20 protein-coding genes are annotated in these 18,690 nt (G+C 36.7%); 2 read left to right on the forward strand and 18 right to left on the reverse strand.

Going from position 1 to position 18,690, the window contains the following annotated elements:
- Positions 1-210 precede the first annotated feature (210 nt).
- The 15 genes from AN959_RS02985 to AN959_RS03055 all read right to left on the reverse strand — a co-directional run bounded on the left by AN959_RS02985 (position 211) and on the right by AN959_RS03055 (position 12,634).
- Complete coding sequence (locus AN959_RS02985) at positions 211-1,401, reverse strand: glycine C-acetyltransferase (RefSeq protein ID WP_053590592.1); 1,191 nt, start codon at positions 1,399-1,401, stop codon at positions 211-213.
- Between the two features lie 130 nt (positions 1,402-1,531).
- Positions 1,532-2,599, reverse strand: coding sequence for a hypothetical protein (locus tag AN959_RS02990; protein WP_056828156.1), 1,068 nt, complete (start codon positions 2,597-2,599; stop codon positions 1,532-1,534).
- Positions 2,600-2,677: 78 nt separating this feature from the next.
- Positions 2,678-3,328, reverse strand: coding sequence for a YitT family protein (locus tag AN959_RS02995; protein ID WP_056828158.1), 651 nt, complete (start codon positions 3,326-3,328; stop codon positions 2,678-2,680).
- A 66-nt stretch (positions 3,329-3,394) separates the two neighbouring features.
- Entirely contained in the window at positions 3,395-3,886 is a 492-nt protein-coding gene (gene ybaK / locus AN959_RS03000) for a Cys-tRNA(Pro) deacylase (RefSeq protein ID WP_056828159.1), read from the reverse strand.
- Positions 3,887-3,898: 12 nt separating this feature from the next.
- The gene (locus AN959_RS03005; protein WP_056828161.1) at positions 3,899-4,588 is read right to left on the reverse strand and encodes a hypothetical protein; all 690 of its coding nucleotides are present in this window, start codon (positions 4,586-4,588) and stop codon (positions 3,899-3,901) included.
- A 177-nt stretch (positions 4,589-4,765) separates the two neighbouring features.
- On the reverse strand, positions 4,766-5,092 hold the full coding sequence (locus AN959_RS03010; RefSeq protein ID WP_053590597.1) for a four-helix bundle copper-binding protein: 327 nt from the start codon (positions 5,090-5,092) through the stop codon (positions 4,766-4,768).
- A 61-nt stretch (positions 5,093-5,153) separates the two neighbouring features.
- Entirely contained in the window at positions 5,154-5,723 is a 570-nt protein-coding gene (locus tag AN959_RS03015) for a YdhK family protein (RefSeq protein ID WP_156350715.1), read from the reverse strand.
- Between the two features lie 110 nt (positions 5,724-5,833).
- Positions 5,834-8,251, reverse strand: coding sequence for a heavy metal translocating P-type ATPase (locus tag AN959_RS03020; RefSeq protein WP_056828162.1), 2,418 nt, complete (start codon positions 8,249-8,251; stop codon positions 5,834-5,836).
- An 81-nt stretch (positions 8,252-8,332) separates the two neighbouring features.
- Positions 8,333-8,542, reverse strand: coding sequence for a copper chaperone CopZ (copZ, locus tag AN959_RS03025; protein WP_056828163.1), 210 nt, complete (start codon positions 8,540-8,542; stop codon positions 8,333-8,335).
- A gap of 14 nt (positions 8,543-8,556) precedes the next feature.
- Entirely contained in the window at positions 8,557-8,883 is a 327-nt protein-coding gene (locus AN959_RS03030; RefSeq protein WP_053590601.1) for a metal-sensing transcriptional repressor, read from the reverse strand.
- Between the two features lie 688 nt (positions 8,884-9,571).
- Positions 9,572-10,108, reverse strand: coding sequence for a thiol-disulfide oxidoreductase ResA (resA, locus tag AN959_RS03035; protein WP_056828164.1), 537 nt, complete (start codon positions 10,106-10,108; stop codon positions 9,572-9,574).
- Between the two features lie 167 nt (positions 10,109-10,275).
- Positions 10,276-10,680 (reverse strand): disulfide oxidoreductase, encoded by a 405-nt coding sequence (locus tag AN959_RS03040; RefSeq protein ID WP_053590603.1) that lies wholly within the window; start codon positions 10,678-10,680, stop codon positions 10,276-10,278.
- Positions 10,670-11,314, reverse strand: a complete 645-nt coding sequence (locus AN959_RS03045; protein ID WP_056828166.1) for a DsbA family protein — start codon at positions 11,312-11,314, stop codon at positions 10,670-10,672. Before AN959_RS03045 ends, AN959_RS03040 begins: the two co-directional genes overlap by 11 nt.
- A 54-nt stretch (positions 11,315-11,368) precedes the next feature.
- Positions 11,369-12,217 carry a M56 family metallopeptidase gene (locus AN959_RS03050; protein WP_056828168.1) on the reverse strand — a complete coding sequence of 283 codons (849 nt, stop codon included), beginning with the start codon at positions 12,215-12,217 and terminating at the stop codon, positions 11,369-11,371.
- A gap of 3 nt (positions 12,218-12,220) precedes the next feature.
- A complete protein-coding gene (locus AN959_RS03055) occupies positions 12,221-12,634 on the reverse strand; it encodes a BlaI/MecI/CopY family transcriptional regulator (protein WP_056828170.1) in 414 nt (137 codons plus the stop codon).
- A 168-nt stretch (positions 12,635-12,802) separates the two neighbouring features.
- Here AN959_RS03055 and AN959_RS03060 point away from each other — a divergent pair, with 168 nt between their 5' ends.
- Together AN959_RS03060 and AN959_RS03065 are read left to right on the forward strand one after the other, a co-directional pair.
- Positions 12,803-13,741 carry a VOC family protein gene (locus AN959_RS03060; RefSeq protein WP_082460734.1) on the forward strand — a complete coding sequence of 313 codons (939 nt, stop codon included), beginning with the start codon at positions 12,803-12,805 and terminating at the stop codon, positions 13,739-13,741.
- Positions 13,742-13,828: 87 nt separating this feature from the next.
- Entirely contained in the window at positions 13,829-16,018 is a 2,190-nt protein-coding gene (locus AN959_RS03065) for a DNA topoisomerase III (RefSeq protein ID WP_056828172.1), read from the forward strand.
- 166 nt (positions 16,019-16,184) lie between these two features.
- On the opposite strand, the gene AN959_RS03070 is transcribed toward AN959_RS03065, so the two are convergent.
- The 3 genes from AN959_RS03070 to AN959_RS03080 form a co-directional block, all read right to left on the reverse strand.
- The gene (locus tag AN959_RS03070) at positions 16,185-17,489 is read right to left on the reverse strand and encodes a DUF4179 domain-containing protein (protein ID WP_056828174.1); all 1,305 of its coding nucleotides are present in this window, start codon (positions 17,487-17,489) and stop codon (positions 16,185-16,187) included.
- Positions 17,482-18,018 carry a sigma-70 family RNA polymerase sigma factor gene (locus tag AN959_RS03075; protein ID WP_253278859.1) on the reverse strand — a complete coding sequence of 179 codons (537 nt, stop codon included), beginning with the start codon at positions 18,016-18,018 and terminating at the stop codon, positions 17,482-17,484. The genes AN959_RS03070 and AN959_RS03075 overlap by 8 nt, the downstream gene beginning before the upstream one ends.
- Positions 18,019-18,123: 105 nt before the next feature.
- Complete coding sequence (locus AN959_RS03080) at positions 18,124-18,687, reverse strand: NADPH-dependent FMN reductase (protein ID WP_053590609.1); 564 nt, start codon at positions 18,685-18,687, stop codon at positions 18,124-18,126.
- Positions 18,688-18,690: the final 3 nt, after the last annotated feature.

Consider the following 18,690-nt stretch of genomic DNA (forward strand, 5'->3'; position numbering starts at 1 on the left):
GAAAAGCGGGACAGTCGAGACCCTGGACTGAGCATTGCGAAGGAAGCGGCTCGGCCCCTCCCGCGGAAAGCGTCCGCCGGGAGCGGAAATCGCAATTCTATTTATCAAATTTTTTATTTTAAATGAAAAAGACTATAGATAAACTCATAATCCTTAGAGTTTATCTATAGTCTGAAGCAGCCATATAAATGGCTGCTTTCCTTAATTTTTTTATGAAATTACCCCAAGCTCTTTCCCTACTTTTTCATATATACCTAATGCTTCGTCGAGCATTTCTTTTGTGTGTGCTGCAGTTGGCATGTTCCGAACTCTGCCTGTGCCTTTTGGTACGGTTGGGAAGACGATAGATTTTGCGTATACACCTTCTTCAAATAATCGTTTGGAGAATTGTTGCGTCAGTTTTTCATCTCCAATGATACATGGTGTGATTGGTGTCTCAGAAGCACCAATATTGAAGCCAAGTTTAGATAATCCGGCTTTCAAGTAGTCTCCATTTTCCCAAAGCTTATCGTGTAACTCTGTAGAGTCTATAATCATTTGAACAGCAGCTGTAATTGCTGCTACGTCACCAGGTGGTAGGGCAGTGGAAAATAAAAACGGACGGGAACGAACTTTTAACCAGTCGATTAAATCCTTTTTACCTGCAACATATCCACCTACTACTCCGATTGCTTTAGATAGCGTTCCGATTTGGAAATCGATTTCTTTCTCTAAACCGAAATGCTTTACAGTTCCTTTCCCTTTTCCTGTAACACCTGACCCGTGTGCGTCGTCAACATACGTAATGAGGTCGAATTCTTTTGCAATTTCTACGATTTCAGGAAGTTTTGCAATATCCCCGTCCATAGAAAATACGCCATCTGTGATGACCATTACTTTATTGTATAAGCCAGATTCAGTTGCCTCTTTTGCTTTTGCACGTAAATCATCCATATCCGAGTGGTTGAAAGCGATTATTTTCGCTTTCGAAAGTCGGCAACCGTCAATAATTGATGCATGGTTTAATTGATCTGAAAGGATCGCATCATTTTTGTCCATAACAGCTGAAATTGCGGCCATATTACAGTTAAAACCTGATTGATAGGAAATTGCTGCTTCCGTTCCTTTAAACTCTGCCAGCTTTTTCTCTAGCTTAATATGAAGATCCAAAGTTCCATTAATTGTACGAACTGCTCCTGCTCCTACCCCGTACTTGTCCACCGCGTCTTTTGCAATGCGTTTTAGTTCTGGGTTCGTTGCTAGACCCAAGTAATTATTTGAAGATAGGTTTATCAGTTCAGAACCATTTACAGTTATCTTCGCTCCGTTTGGGCCTTCTACTGGGTCGATTTCGTTATATAGCCCTTGGTTTTTCAATGCATCTAAGTTTTCTTTTAAAAAATTGTTTAATACGTTTGACAAGGTCATCTTCCTTTCAAGCGAAATAGTCTTTTCTATCTTACCATGATTAAAGCAAAAATAAAAAAACCGCTGACTAACATCAACGGTTTTGTGTTTGATAGCTCAAATATCTTAAGTTGATTGAAGCATGCTAATAAGTACCAACAGTCTCTATCATTTTATTTTGCAATTCTGTCCATTTATCTTCATCAATTGCACTATCGTATAGTTTCTTAATAACCTTTAAATCTCCTGCATACGTCGATATATAGTCTTGTGCAAGTTGCATCTCTTCTGAATATCTATGTTTCACTTCTGCAATCTTTTCTTCATTCACTAAAGATTGGTCTATATGAGGAAAGAAGTCAACTATTTCATCCCCTTCTCTTTCAGGCTCGTAAACGTGTGGACTGGTTGCGTCTACCAAACACATTTGTAACTCTGGAACGACAATTCCGTCTACGCTATTTGAATCCAATCCGCACCAAATAAGACGAGTATCTAATCCATGTTTCTTAGCTTCTTCTCCAAAGCTTTTGATGAAAGAAGACTTTCCACTACCAGGTAATCCCTTTATAAACAAACGAGACTTTAAGTTTTTAGAAATGGATTGTAACGTATCCTTAGCACCTACTGGAGTAAGTGATCCCATTAAACGATGCGTTACTGTAGGTTTCTTTTGAAGTGCTACATTACCAATCGCTGTCTTTTTTAATTGTGTCAGCAAGTTGTTTATGCCATCCCATTGAATAGCAGGATGGGTGAGTTGCTCCCACTCATCATGAATTACCTTTGCACGACTTAATGCTTGGAGCCCTTTTGTTAACCATACCTCATTCGCAATTTGCTTATCACGAACAAGTGGACCGATATCATGAAGTTTTCTTTCATCGTAAGCATTATAATAAGGCACCCACTCATGTCCTGCGCCATAATAAGATGGATCTAAAGTATCTGTTTGTATATAAAGGGTTTTAGTATCCGTAATATACACTCCATCCAATACATCTTCTTGAAGGGGATCATAAAACCACTCCATATTATTCCCTCTTCGTAATGCTACATAGCCAATTTCCTTCAATATTTCTGTCAGTCGATAAGAGGTCGGTCCCTTTAAAAAGTAAACTTTTTTAGCTTCGTGTATGATTTCTTTATAAAAACTCTTAACTCCTTGGCCCGTATACGATTTCCCTATATAGTGTGTAATAGTACCGTTCATATCATCATCCTCTCTATCTTTCATTCAATGGATAATGTATGCTCACAAAAGTAGAATTATGAAAAAAAGCACCAAAAATCATTCCTGATTTTCAGCGCTTACTTTTGCGAATGGTAATGTATAGCCACATATTTGAAATAATAACTTTTGAGAGAGGGGTAAAGCATAGTGAACCAACTGCCCGAGCAATAATGCAATAATAACAGTTCCTACTCCTACTGGCCCTCCAAGAATCCACCCGACAAAACCTACAATCACTTCTAAACCTGTACGTACTTTTTTTATACTCCATCCCGTTTTTGCTATGATTAACAGCATGAGAGAATCTCGTGGTCCAGCCCCCACATTAGGAGATACATAGACACCGACACCAATGGCCATGACAATCACTCCGAGTATGAAAATAATAAGTTGACCTATAAAACTAGTGATGTCTGGCAATAACCAATTAAACATATCTATGAAGGAACCAATGAAAAGTATATTTAGCCAGGTTCCTAATTGGGGCAATTTCTTCGTACCAATCATTGTTACGATCACGATAAATATACCTGTAAGTATAGCCCATGTTCCAATCGATAACCCTAAGTGTCTATATAGCCCAACATGCAAAACATCCCATGGACTTATCCCAAATTGTTGTCCTTTAATTGTCATCGAAATGCCTAACGACATGATCGTAACGCCTGCCACAAAAAATGCCCAGCGCCAAATTAATTCCTTTTTCATCAATAATCAACTCGTTTCATCTTTAAAAAACTATAATTTTAATTATATCTTTCTAGAGATGAAAAGCTAATCTTTTTCATTTTTACTTATTGCAGCAACTTTTCCTTTTGTCATTTTAAGCAAATCGGCTAACGTAAGTTTTACTTGGAGTCCTTTTTTCCCACCACTTACAATGATAAACTCCATGTTATTAGCACTTATGTCAACAAGAGTAGGAAATAGTTTTTTCATTCCGAAGGGGGAGCATCCACCTCTTATATATCCTGTAGTCTGTAGCAAATCCTTTAGTGGTAGCAATTCTACTTTTTTCTCCCCTACTACTTTTGCTACTTCCTTTAAATTTAGTTCTTTATCTACTGGTATAATACAAACAAAATATTTTTGTGGTCCTGCGGTGACAATTAATGTTTTGAACACAACAAAAACGGGGTAGCCAATTTTTTTAGCTACAGATACCCCGTCTACTTGATCTCCTGTTAACTCATATTCAATTAAATCAAACGATATTTTTTGCTGTTCCAACATTCGAACAGCATTTGTTTTGTTTTTCTTCACCATATTTTGTTACTCCTAAGCTATTCGAAAGAAACTAGGCTGCATATCTGTAAAACCATTGCGTTTCATTTGTACTTGATAGGAATATTTGGCAATTGCCTGTTCTATTAATCGTTTTTTCTGTAAGTTCTCCAAATCCTCTTCTAACACTTTTGGAGATTGAAAATCCGCTTGAACAGAGCGATTGAAAACAGCTGCTTCATCTTCGATTTGTCTTTTTACTTCCAACTCTATTTGACGGTTTGCTTCTTGATTTAATATAATCTGTGATTGTACTTGCTGAATTTTTGCAGTCGCGCTAGCAGCAATTCTTACATCCTGTGGAGTTGGATTGGCTGGTTCTAGTGCTGAGCTCCGTACTTTTTCTAAAAGCTCAATTGTTCTTTCAGGTGTTGGTCCACCAATCGTTTGCACAGAAAGGCTTGGTCCTTTAATGTCCAGAATATTTTGCTGTTTACTAGTAGCACTCTCTATTTGTTGAAATTCACGGACTGCAGCACTTACTTCTGGTGAATCAAGTTCTCTCTCTTTATTTCCTAGTAATAAATCCTCTAATTCTGACAATGTAGGTACTTTCGGTTTAAAATACTCAGCTTGTCTTCGATATGCATCTCCTGCATCTTTACGTTGTATAGCTCTTTTCCTTTCTTCCAAGTTAGCAATCTGATGAGACATACCATTACCAGTAGATTTAACTATATTCATATAGGGTCACCCCTTTCTTAAAATTCTCCTATTTATCATTCTACCACTTTATCTGAATAATCAATCTTACTATAGTCATAAAGTTGTTCAAGCATATTTCTAGGACGAAAGAATCAAAAAAAGATGTTAAAAAAGCCTCTCTTCGACTTTTTTAACATCTTTTCAAGAAATATTGACTTAAAGACTTCTCATGCGACACGCTTCTGCACATTTTAGGCAAGCTTCCGCACATTTTTTACAATGCTCATGGTCGTGTTTCGCACATTCACGAGCACAGCTTTCACATATATCCGCACAAAGTCGACAAATTTCTTTTACAAAAGGGCTATTTGTAGTCATTGCTTGTATCGCAAATGCACAGGCATCCGCACACGCACGGTCTAATTGTATACATCCCGCCATCATTTTAATGTCATCTTCTCTTAAACAAGCATCAAAACATGTATTGCAAGCCTTGAGACATTCTATACAAGCTTCTAGACATTCATCATATTTAGAATTCATGTACTCACCTCCTAATAGTATAATTTCCTATAAGAAATGAGTTCAAACCGAATATGAAGAGTTATTTTGATGTTAGCTCACTTTCTGTTACCCATTTATGATTTTTTACTTCTTCTCCACCAGTCGTTGGAGTGTAATCTACCATATATACAGTAGTTTTTTCAGATGACTCTATTGTTCCTTTTGCTCCATCCATCCCTTCCATATGACTAGCCTCTATTGTGACTTCGGTTCCTGGTTCTAATGTTTTGCGACCAGCATTTTTAATTTCTTCTTGAATAATCCATTTATGGTTCTCTACTTTTTCACCTCCAGTAGTTGGAGTATAAGAAATTACATAAGCAGTCGTATTATAAGCTCCTACAATCGTCGCTTCTGCATCTTTCATGCCATTCATGTGATCCGTTTTCAAAATTGCTTTACTTTCAACCGGGTAGGTCGGATTATCTGCCTCTTTTAAACCAGCAGGAATCACACCTGAGCTAGAGTGGCTCATATCAGAGTGATTCATCTCTGAATGATCCGTATCCTGGCCTTCGGTTGCATTTGGCTCCTCTTGATTACTACCACATGCCGCTAATGTAAATACAGTAAAAAGCGAAACTATCCCTAACAATAACTTGATCTTCATCTTCGTATTCCTCCTTATAGCTATTTTTTCCCTTTATTAATTTTAATAAAACAAGAAAACTCTTCCTTTCATGGATACGAGTTCTTCACAATAGTAATTGCTCGTTAAATTTATTTCTCTAGCTTGACTCGTTGTAAGCGTAGAGCATTGAGAACAACCGATACAGAACTGAAAGCCATGGCTGCACCGGCTACCCAAGGTGCCAATAACCCCACTGCCGCAATTGGAATACCTAAAGTATTATAAGCGAATGCCCAAAATAAATTTTGTTTAATATTCTTCATTGTTTTATGACTCATAATGATCGCATCCGCTATACTGTTTAAGTCTCCACGTATCAATGTAATATCTGCCGCTTCCATCGCCACATCTGTCCCTGTTCCAATAGCCATACCGATATCCGCAACTGCTAACGCTGGCGCATCATTAATACCGTCACCAACCATAGCAACTTTCTTGCCCCTCTCCTGCAGTTTTTTTACTTCATCCGCTTTTCCCTCAGGAAGTACTTCTGCAATAACATGGTCAATTCCAACCTCTCTACCAATTGCAGTAGCTGTTCTTTCGTTATCACCTGTCATCATAATAACGTCAATATTCATTTCTTTTAACCGTTTAATGGCTTTTTTAGAAGAGTCTTTAATCGTATCAGCTACTGCAATAAGTCCTGCATATGTCCCTTCTATACTTGCTAACATCGCTGTTTTTCCGTTAGCTTCTAATTCCTCCATAACAATTTGAATACCGGAAATGTCCACATTATATTGATTCATTAGCTTTCTGGTTCCTACAATAATCTCTTTTCCATTTATAGTTGTTTTAACACCATAACCAGGGATAGCCTCAAAGTGTTGAACGCTTTCAAGCTGTATATTACGCGCTTGAATCCCTTGAACAATCGCTTCAGCAAGAGGATGTTCCGACTGTTTCTCCGCTGCACCAATTAAAGCTAAAAATTCTTCCTCGTCTACTCCATCTGCTACGATTACATCGGTTAACTCAGGCTTACCGTTTGTTACAGTTCCCGTTTTATCAACAATGACCGTATCAATATGATGAGTAGTTTCTAAATGTTCTCCACCTTTAAACAGGATTCCAAACTCTGCAGCACGACCAGAACCAGCCATAATCGAAGTTGGTGTCGCAAGTCCTAAAGCACAAGGACATGCAATGACTAAAACTGCAATTAGCGCTTCTAATGCAGGTGTAAATTCACCTGGAACGACCCATACAATCCACACTAAAAAGGTAATAATGGCAATACCGATTACGATAGGCACAAACACACCTGAAATTCTATCAGCAAGTCTCTGAATAGGAGCTTTAGAGCCCTGCGCATCCTCTACCACTTTAATAATTTGAGCGAGAGCAGTGTCTCTACCTATTTTGGTTGCTTTCATTTTAAGAAAACCATTTTTATTTATAGTAGAACCAAACAATGTATCCCCAATTGTTTTATCTACAGGAATGCTTTCTCCTGTAAGCATTGACTCGTCAACAGCTGTGTTTCCTTCTATTACCTCACCATCGACTGGAATCTTTTCACCAGGCTTTACTAAAATAATTTCCCCTGTGATCACTTCTTCTAGTGGTATTTCTACTTCCGTTTCATTTCTAATGACTAACGCTGTTTTTGCCTGTAATCCCATCAGCTTTTTAATAGCCTCAGAAGATCGTCCTTTAGCTCTAGCTTCAAACAATTTTCCTAACAAAATCAAGGTAATTAATACAGCACTTGTTTCAAAGTAAAGCTGAGCACTATGATGCTCACCTGCCATAATAATCGCTTGATACACACTATAAAAATAGGCAGCGGATGTTCCCATTACGACAAGTACATCCATATTCGCACTTTTATTTCGCAATGCTTTATACGCGCTGACATAAAATTGTTTACCAATGATGAATTGCACAGGTGTCGCAAGCGCCATCTGTACCCACGGATTCATTAGAATATCGGGCATATAAATGAACGACGTAAATGAAAAATGTCCAACCATCGTCCACAACAAAGGTAAAGATAAAATAGCAGAAAGGATAAATTTTCTTTTTTGTTTCTGTATTGCCTGCTCTCTATAATCTATTGCTTCCTTTTCATTTTCTTTATTGTGTGCCTCATAGCCAAGCTTTTCGACACGAGAAATGATATCCATAACGGAAACTTGAGATGGATTATATTCAACCGTTGCATTTTCGAGAGCTAAATTGACATTAGCACTAGATACACCTTCCAGCTTACTCAGTCCCTTTTCAATTCTCGTTGCACAGGCAGCACACGTCATTCCTGTAATAGCAAACTCCTTTTTCTCTTTGGCAACACCATACCCAAGATCTAGAATTTTCTTTTCGAAATCTTTGTCATTGAGTTTTTCAGGATTAAATTTAATCAATGACTTTTCAAGTGCCAAGTTTACATTTGCCTCTTCCACTCCATCCATTTTCTTTAAGCCTTTTTCAATTCTTGTTGCACAGGCAGCACATGTCATCCCTGTAATTTGAAGACTTGTTTCTTTTAACTCACTTCTCATCCTTTTTCACCTCTTCTTTACATACGGTTAGGGGGTATATTTTAATGTAAGAAATAGAGTGCTCCAAGAAGCACCCATAATTTATTGAACATCGTATCCTTGATCGTCGATTGTTTCTTTAATTTTTTCTACAGTTACTTTTTCATCGTTAAATGATACATCTACTTTTCCTGATTCTAAATGAACCTTTACTTGTTCAACGCCATCTAACTTCCCAACACTACCTTCTACTGAGTTAACGCAATGACCACATGACATTCCTTGTACTTGTAATGTAACTTGATTTACCATTTAAATTTCCTCCTTTATTTTTTCATTAGTTTTTGTATTGTTACTAACAATTCATCTAGAACTTCGTCGTCACCCTCAGCTAGCCTATCAACCACACAGCCCTTTAAATGACCCTGTAAAAGTACCTTCGCAACACTGTTTAGAGCCGACTGAGTTGCAGAAAGTTGAGTAATGATATCGTCGCAATAGACATCCTTTTCGACCATACCTTTAATTCCTCTTATCTGCCCTTCAATACGATTTAAACGATTCGTTAAGTCTTTTTTTACATGTTCAGGGTGATGACTTTTTCTACAAGAAATGTCAGATGCATTTGTACTTTCTTCTAATACATTGTCCAACTAAGCAACCTCCTATCCTTGCACTTATTATATGATACCTATAAGGGGTATGCAACAAAAAAGATTTATTTTTTGAAAAATCTTCATAAAATGTGTATCAGCAACTCAGAGAATTGAACACGGGTGTGCGCTTGCCGTACGCTACGCATGAGCCTCCGCAGGATGAGTCGCTCCTTCGTCGCTCCCACATCCTTTACGGGGTCTCATTCTTCGCGCTCTTGCGGCCTGTAAGGCGCACATCCTGAAGACATCAAGATGATTTTGAAATAATTTAGAAGCAAACCTACACCCTATTTTCAGGATTATTGATTAACAATACATTTAAATAGAGTCATACTTAATTCGTTATTAAGAGAATTCACTGGCATTCGCGCCTTGCGAGCCGCATGACGTGCCGTATGAGACAGCGAAATGCGCTTGCGCATACAGCGGCTCATGCGGACGTGCGGCCAGCGCGAATGCCTATAGTCGGTAATGTTTTTTTTCAAGATATTATTGGTACACAGAAATCGGAAACACTGATGTGCGCTTGGCTATCGATTAATACTGTATTCTTACCCATCTTTACGTGTCTACAAATTAAACAGTGCTTTTTGTCTTAATAGATGTATTAACTACAAAAATGGCGTTCATATAGTTAAAGCTTTAACTAAAATGAACGCCATTATTTATAACTATGATTAATTAATTATATGCTGGGCATGATTTGCTCCATATAACGCTTAATGGTTTCTTCACTCATTTCGCCTGTAATTATTTTTTCTATTTTCCCCTCTGGGTTTACTAGAAAGGTTGTTGGTAAAGGATTGATATTATAAGTTTCCATTACACTTTTATTATCATCAATTAATACAGGGAAAGTTAAGCCTTTACGATCTACGAACTTTTGAACCTGAAAATCTGATTCACCAATGTTTACTGCTAATATTTGAAGACCTTGGTCTTTGTATTCTTGATATTGTTTGTCCATGAGAGGGAATTCTCTTTCACATGGTTTACACCAAGTTCCCCAAAAATTTAGAAAGACACCTTGCCCTTTATATTCCGATAATTGATGCTCTTCTCCATTCATATCAACAAGCGCAAAGTCAGGAGCATAATCCCCTACCTGCAATATAGCATTTTTTTCTTTAGTTAAATTTGAATAAATGGTTAAGCCGATAGCTCCAATCATTAATCCTAATATAACTAGACGCATGTAAAACCTTTTTTTCTTTTTATCCATAGTTATCCCTATCCTTTCTGGTTTTCTGAGATACTTCGGGATTTTCTGAGATACTCCCATGGTTTTCTGAGATACACCCGGGATTTTCTGAGATACCCCCCGGATTTCCTGAGATACTCCCGGGATTTTCTGAGATTCACCAAGATTTTATTTCCAAATAAGTATAGTTATTTACGTTTCCAAAGCATTAGCATCATAATTGTAATAAAAGTAAAAGCTATGAGTGCCAAAAAAGGAATCGTCACAAACCCGAACCAGTTAATGTATTGACCTGAGCATGGAACTCCGCTCGTACACGCACTAAACTCATGCATGGAAGGTATCTTTTGAAGTGCATAATGATAACTAGAAACCAACATCCCTATAACAGACAAAGGTAGAATATACGTATATATTGTTCTGTCATTTCTATAAAAAGCAATACCTAAAAATATAACAAGAGGATACATCAAAATTCTTTGATACCAACAAAGTGTACATGGTATAAAGCCCATTCGCTCGCTGAAGAACAAACTTCCAACCATCGCTATAATGGAGACAACCCATGCAAACAGTAGAGATCTATTTACCATCAGAAGCCGCCTCATCCACCATCTTGGCTAAATCGTCCATTGTTCCTCCAGTAAATTCTTTTCCGCCGACAAAGATTGTTGGAGTTGCTGTGACACCTAGGCTGTTTGCGATACTCATATCTTTATCCCATGCTTCTTTGCCTTTGCCTTCTTTAAATGCAAGCATTACTTTTTCTGTTTCCTCAGGATTTGCAACTTCTGCTAATACTGCCTTTAAGAAGTCTTCTGTCATTAAATTCGTTTGCCCAGTTTCTGTTGTTTGATTTGCAAATAATAGGTGATGGAATTCCCAAAACTTTTCATTTCCAAGCTCTTTGTAAACCGTTTCCGCAAATTGTGCAGATGTCGTTGAATCAGCTGCAATAAATGAATAATTCATAAAGTAAAATTTCGCTTTTCCTGTTTCAACTAATTCTTGATTTATTATAGGAAAGAGACTGTTATTGAATTCCCCGCAATGTGGACATTTGTAATCACCGAATTCAACTATTTCAACTGGGGCAGATTCTTCCCCTATAAACGGCTGTCCTTCGTAATTAATATCGACTGCCTTTTCTTTAGCATCCGTTAACACAACAATCGCTATAAGACATACCGCAACTATACCGATCACCCAAAATATTTTCTTAGACATATAAAAAACACTCCTGATTCAAACTACATTGCGTAGTGTAATATGGTAAAAAATTTACGCTAAAGCGTAAATAAAAAATATACAGATTAAGATAAAAATAGCTAACGACAGGAACGCTTCCCTCACAGGCACCTTCCACTCTACATCCTTTAAGGGATTTAAAATATATTGAATTCGATAATTTACAGATGTATCCGCAAAGGATGCATAGGTAAAAGGCATTTTTTCTTGCTTTCCAACTTTCAATATTTTTAACAATGCACTCCCTAAGTACACAGATGTCTCTTGTTTCTCGATTGCGAATTCATCTGCCAATACTTCCTGAATGATTCTATATTTTTGATTAAACCACTTAAGAATTGGAATATAGCAAATTGTCGAGGAACATAGTGAGAGTAAAAAAATCTTAAATGGATCACGATTTTCTTGATGAAAATTTTCGTGAGCTATTACAGCTTTTAGTTCTTCCTCGTTTAATAGATTAATCAAACCTGTTGAAACGACAATTTTAGGTCGTATAAACCCCATAGTTATTGCGATTGGACTTGGGTAAGAGATGACTAAAATATCCTCTTCTCCACTACCATACATCTTATTCATTTTGGTTGTCAGCTTTTTCTCTCTGTATTGCTGAAACCTTCTTTTCATTCTGGATGCATGTATTATTTGTGACCCCATTTTCCAAAGGACAAGGAGAACGGTATAAACAACAAGTGCATCAAGGACATATTCAAGTGAGGATAATCCAATTGCTTTTAAGGTACTATGACAAACTGCAACTATATTAAACTTAACGTTCCATCCTGCTAACATCGAGATAATATATAGAGCCATTTGAAGAAAGATTATTCCGGAAATGACAAGTGATACGATGAACATAATTGATGATTGACGTTTTGACATAAATTACTTATCCTTTTTTAATTCTTTAATTTTTTTCTCGAGTTTAGCGACTAAATCGTCATCAACGTCTTCTAGTGCATCTAGCATATGACTAACGACAACAGTTCCAAATTCATCCATTAATTCGTTCGTCATTTCCTTTGACTGCGTATGTAAAAACTGATCTCTCGATAGAACTGGTTTATATAATGAAGATCTTCCTTCAGCCCTCTTTTGAAGAATCCCCTTTTCGACCAGTCGATTCATAACAGTCATAACCGTGTTAAAATTGGTCCCCTTTTCACGGTCCAGAACTTGTTGAACATCTTTTATTGTCATTTCAACATCGTTCCATAAGATATCCATTATTTTTGCCTCAAGCGGTCCGAAAAAGCGGTTCAACCCACTTTCATTTTTGTTAAACTTTCGAATCAACACGATTTTATCACCTCACATTACTCATTGTAGTGTGATGGACTATTCCAGTCAACAATCGTTAATCGAAATTGATACAATTAACAATTTTGTAACATTAAATAACTGTATTCACTAGTAAGTCCTGTTACACTACAAATTGTAGTTTAATTAAAAAAGGAGATTTACGTAATGAAAAACAAACTATTTATTAGCTTAACCATCGGCTTATTGGTGCTCCTATCACTATTCTTTCTGTTTAAAGAAAATGAAGAAACCTATGAAATATATAATACTAATTCACCTTCTAGAGTAAAAGAAGTGAACTTGATTGTATCTGATGTTGATAAATTATCTACTTTTTATCAACAAGTAATCGGCTTTGATATTTTAAAAGTAGAACAAAATAAAGTTACTTTAACTGCTGATGGTAAAACCCCTTTGCTAGTATTAGAAGAGGTTGAAAACTCAGTGGAAAAACCTTTAGGAACAACCGGACTCTATCATTTTGCTATTCTATTGCCAGACCATTCAAGTTTAGGAACTATGCTCCTTCATTTATCGGAAACCGAATATCCTATGCAAGGTGCATCAAATCATCAGTATAGTGATGCTCTTTATCTAGCAGATCCGGATGGAAACGGTATTGAAATTTACGCAGATCTTCCTCCAGCTAATTGGGAGCGAGACAAAGACGGTGGTTATGCAGGTGGTTCTTATCCGATCGATTTCGAGAATTTGCTCAAACAAGCAACTCCTTCTTGGAACGGCCTTCCAGAGAATACACGTATTGGCCATATGCATTTGCAAGCTTCTGAACTTGAAATAACGGAACAATTTTATGTAGACGGCCTTGGTTTTGATATTACGTCAAAAGGAAATGGAAGTCTGTTTTTATCAAAAGACCATTACCATCATCATATTGCATTAAACATATGGTCCGGCACTGGTCTCCCTGCACCTCCAGCCAATTCTAGAGGATTAAAGAGGTTTACGATTATTTTTACACAAGAGGAATTAAATAAAGCTAAAACACAACTGAGACGGTTGGATTTTCCCTTTGAAGAAAAAGATAGTTACATACTTGTAAAAGATCCATCAGGAAATACCCTTGAAATTATAGCTAAATAAATCATAAGAACGTTATCCCTTTCTACAAAATAACTCGTTCTATGCTATATTTAAATTCAATGGTTACCCCCGAAAGGATGTATTAAAATGAAGAAAAGTGTAGTAATCGCAGAAAAACCTTCAGTTGCTCGTGACATAGCACGAGTATTGAATTGCCATAAAAAAGGAAACGGCTTCCTAGAAGGCGACAAATACATTGTGACTTGGGCATTAGGACATCTCGTAACACTTGCTGATCCTGAAGCATACGACAGTAAATATAAAACATGGAACTTGGAAGATTTACCTATGCTCCCTAACGACTTAAAGCTTGTCGTGATTAAGCAAACGGGCAAGCAATACAATGCCGTGAAAAGTCAATTAGTCCGTACAGATGTGAGTGATATCATTATCGCAACAGATGCCGGTCGTGAAGGTGAATTAGTAGCAAGATGGATAATCGACAAAGCTAAAGTAAATAAGCCCATTAAACGTCTTTGGATTTCATCCGTAACAGACAAAGCAATTAAAGAAGGCTTTCAAAATTTAAAACCAGGTAAGGCTTATGAAAACCTTTATCACGCTGCAGTTGCCCGCTCAGAAGCAGATTGGTACATTGGATTAAATGCAACAAGAGCACTTACGAGTAAATTTAATGCACAGTTATCATGTGGACGCGTACAAACCCCAACCGTTGCAATAATAGCGCAAAAAGAAGAAGAAATAAAAAACTTCAAACCCAAAACCTATTATGGAATTGAGGCTCATACAGATCAACAACTAAAACTCACTTGGGTCGATAGTAAAACAAACGATACGCGAACATTTACGAAAGAAAAAGTAGAACAAATAATAGCAAAAATAGATAAGAAGCAAGGTACAGTTGTGGAAGTGGATAAAAAACACAAAAAAAGCTTTGCACCGCAACTCTATGATTTAACCGAATTACAACGCGATGCCAATAAAATATTTGGCTATTCTGCTAAAGAAACGCTTGGTATTATGCAAAAATTGTATGAGCAACATAAGGTGCTAACATACCCACGAACGGATTCCAGATACCTTTCAAGCGATATTGTAGAAACTTTACCAGAACGCTTAAAGTCATGTGGCATTGGACAATATAGACAACTAGCAAACAAAGTTTTACAAAAACCAATTAAAGCAAATAAGGCTTTTGTAGATGATAGTAAAGTATCCGATCATCATGCAATCATCCCAACAGAAGAAATTGTAAATCAAGCAAACTTTACGGACAAAGAACGAAAAATTTATGATTTAGTTGTAAAACGCTTTTTAGCAGTTTTGTTTCCTCCTTTCGAATATGAACAAATCACAGTGAAAGCTGCTATTGGAGATGAAGCATTTGTAGCAAAAGGGAAAACAATTCTCTCATCAGGCTGGAAAGAAGTATATGAAAATCGTTTTGAAGAAGATGACAATGCAGATGATATGAAGGAACAAATACTTCCTCGCATGGAAAAAGGCGATAAATTATCCATTAAATTTGTGACAGAAACTTCTGGTCAAACAAGACCTCCAGCTAGATTTAATGAAGGAACCTTACTTACAGCTATGGAGAATCCAGCAAAATATATGGGTACCCAAGATAAAGAGTTGGCAAAAACACTCGATAAGACGGGTGGTCTTGGAACTGTTGCGACAAGAGCAGATATTATTGAGAAGCTGTTTAATTCTTTCCTTATGGAGAAAAAAGGAAAAGATATATATATCACATCAAAAGGGAAACAATTGCTTGATTTAGTTCCAGAGGACTTGAAAACCCCAGCCCTTACTGCGGAGTGGGAGCAAAAGTTAGAAGCAATCGCAAAAGGAAAATTAAACAAAAATGTCTTCATCAGTGAAATGAAAAACTATACAAAAACAATTGTCAGTGACATCAAAAAGAGTGAGAAGAAATTTAAGCATGACAATATCTCCACGAAGACATGTCCTGATTGCGGTAAACCTATGCTTGAAGTGAATGGTAAAAAAGGTAAAATGCTCGTATGTCAGGATCGTGAATGTGGTCACCGTCAAAATGTAGCAAGAGTGACAAATGCTCGCTGCCCACAATGTAAGAAAAAGCTTGAACTTCGCGGTGAAGGCGAAGGGCAAATTTTCACATGTAAATGTGGCTATCGCGAAAAGCTCTCTGCTTTCAACGAACGTCGTAAAAAAACCTCCGGAGGAAAAGCAGATAAACGAGATGTACAAAAGTATCTGAAAAAGCAAAACAAAGAAGAAGAGCCTGTAAACAATGCGTTAGCAGAAGCTTTAAAGAATTTGAAACTGTAGTTTAAAAAGAGAGTGACTTTTAAGTCACTCTCTTTTCTTTTGGTTTGTATTTGGTCTCGATTGTTCTTATTTTGGTCTCGTTATTTAAAAATTGGTTGCGATATTGCATGAATTAGTCTCGGTTTTATTGAAATTAGTCTCGTTCATACATTTAATGCCAATTTTATTACTTTATCTTAATTGATACAGAACCATCTAAGTAATTAGGATATGCAGTAAAATCCAATCTTACTGGATTTATGACATCCTTTGCTTCTAAAGTGATTTCTGAAAAATGATATTCTCCATCGCCCGAGGTACCTTGCGTTGGTATATCGACTACTTCTCCGAGTGCGTTCTCACCATCTGTAAAAAGAGAATACATATGGTTTTCCCGTATAGGAGCATATTTTACCTCAAATGAATTACTATGAATCCCCGTAACTTCAATTTTACCTTCGGATGGCTGTTTCAAAACTTCCTTCTTTCCAAAGTCGATTAAAAAATAACTTTCGTCCTTAGGGAGCGCCTGCACTTTATCGAATTTAAAATAAAGCTCTTTTGGCTCTTTAAAATAATTGCTTTGTAAAAAGTAGGTTCTTTCTTTGTTTCCTACTCCCCCAAAACCACTTGTTCCATTTTGAATGGAACTCCAAACTTCACCGTTTTCATCTTCGATTCGCATATCCTCAAACTGTAAGATTTCCATATCATTTTGTTCGTCAAACGCTATAGAAACTGCTACACGTAGAGGATAAACCTTTATTTCTTTCACGCTTATTTTTTGACCATCCATCTCTACTTCTTCATTTAATGAATATACTTTTCCATTCTTCCATTCATTTTTAATAGTGAATGGAACTTGGAAGGTTGTATTTTTACTATCCATCTCTACTTGAAACGTAATCTCAAACTCATTAGAAGTAAATTTCTCTGTCTCTGTAAAAACAAAGCTGAATTTATCTTCCTTTCGGTTTGCATGCTCCTGATTTGGTGAATCGTACCCAATAGAACCAATTAGACTTCTATCGTCATTTAACAAATCAATTTTTGTATAGTTAATTTTTTCAATAGAATGAGGGGCTTCTAACGTATAGAAAATCTCTGCTCCCGTCTCATCTATAATCACTCCATCAATCGTAAACGTCATATTGTCTTTTATTTGGCTAACGCCGATTGGCTCGTAATAGTCATTTTCCATAATTGCTTCTAACCCTTTATCAAACTGAATTAAATGAACAAATCTCTCCATTCCAGGAATAGATGAAACTGCGTTAGCAAATGCAGGAGATACTCGGATAGATGTCACTAATGTCAGCATTAGAATTGCTACTACAGAAAGCATTGTGATTGTTTTTCGACGATATCTTTTTTTGTTTTTTGCCTTTTCGATGCCTTCTTGTATGGCATCGTTTACCCGCTGTTCAGGAATCTCAATTTGCTCCAATCGCTGTTTTGATTGTATGAGCATTTCTTCTTCTTTTTCATACATGATCTATATCCCCTTTCTCTGTCAGGAAATTTCGCAATGACTTTAGCGCTTTATGAAGTCTCGATTTTACGGTTCCTTCTGGAATATTTTTTATCTCAGCTATTTCTTTAATTTTTGTATCTTGGAAGTATTTAAGGAATATTAACTGCTGCTCTGCACTAGACAAGGAGGCAATTGATTCCTCCATTTCTAGATTAGTATTGTCTGTGTAGTAGCCCATTTCTTGTAGAAATTCATTGGAAATATATCGTTTGTTCTTTTTTAAATGATCCTGGCAATAGTTCATCATGATTCGAATAAGCCATGTTTTCATATATTGCGGCTCTTTTACTGTATGTATTTTTTGATAGGCTCTAAATGTAACTTCTTGCAATGCTTCCACTGCGTCATGTTCATTTTTTAGAAAGGCAAATGCTGTATGATATAGTACCTTTTTATGCATCTGTATTAACTGTATAAATGCTTGTTCTTCCCCTTGAATAGCTTTACTCGCTATGTCTAAATCCTCCACACCCACACCCCATTTCATCCCCTCTTATACATTAGACATTTGAACACCAAAAAAGTTCATTTGTTTTAAAATAAAAAAAACGGATGCCCCAAAAGCTTTGGAGACATCCTTCTATCTAATTCATCAATGCGTATCGATTGGTTCTTTACAAAGTGTTTTACTCATTTCTACGTATTGTACAAATACACGAGCGAGTTCTCGGAGACGTTCATGTACGTCTTCTTCAACAATGACGTTATTTTTGTCAAAATGGCTAGAGTGTGTGTACACATAATTTGGGGTGACAAGGCATCGGAAGTAGTCCAAGATTGGCTTAAGCTGATTTTCGATTACTAGGTGATGTTGGTATGTCCCGCCATTCGCTACAATAGATACTGGTTTGTAGCGCATTGTTTTTGGATGTAAAAAGTCAAATGTATTTTTCAATACTCCAGGGATAGATCCTTGAAAAATAGGTGTTGCAATAATATATCCGTCAGCTTGTTCAAACTTACTAACAAGCAGCTTCATGTCATCGTTATAGTTTTCAAATGGTCTACCATCTACAAATTGATGTTCATAATTCGCTAGACTTACAATTTCTAACGTATAATTCTTGTTGAGATTTTCTATATAGTCTTTCACTTGTTCTAAAATAACTCCTGTTTTCGTACCAATAATTGTTCCGTCTACAAGTAGAATTTTCATTTT

This window comes from Psychrobacillus sp. FJAT-21963, assembly GCF_001420585.1.
Classification (GTDB): Bacteria; Bacillota; Bacilli; order Bacillales_A; family Planococcaceae; genus Psychrobacillus.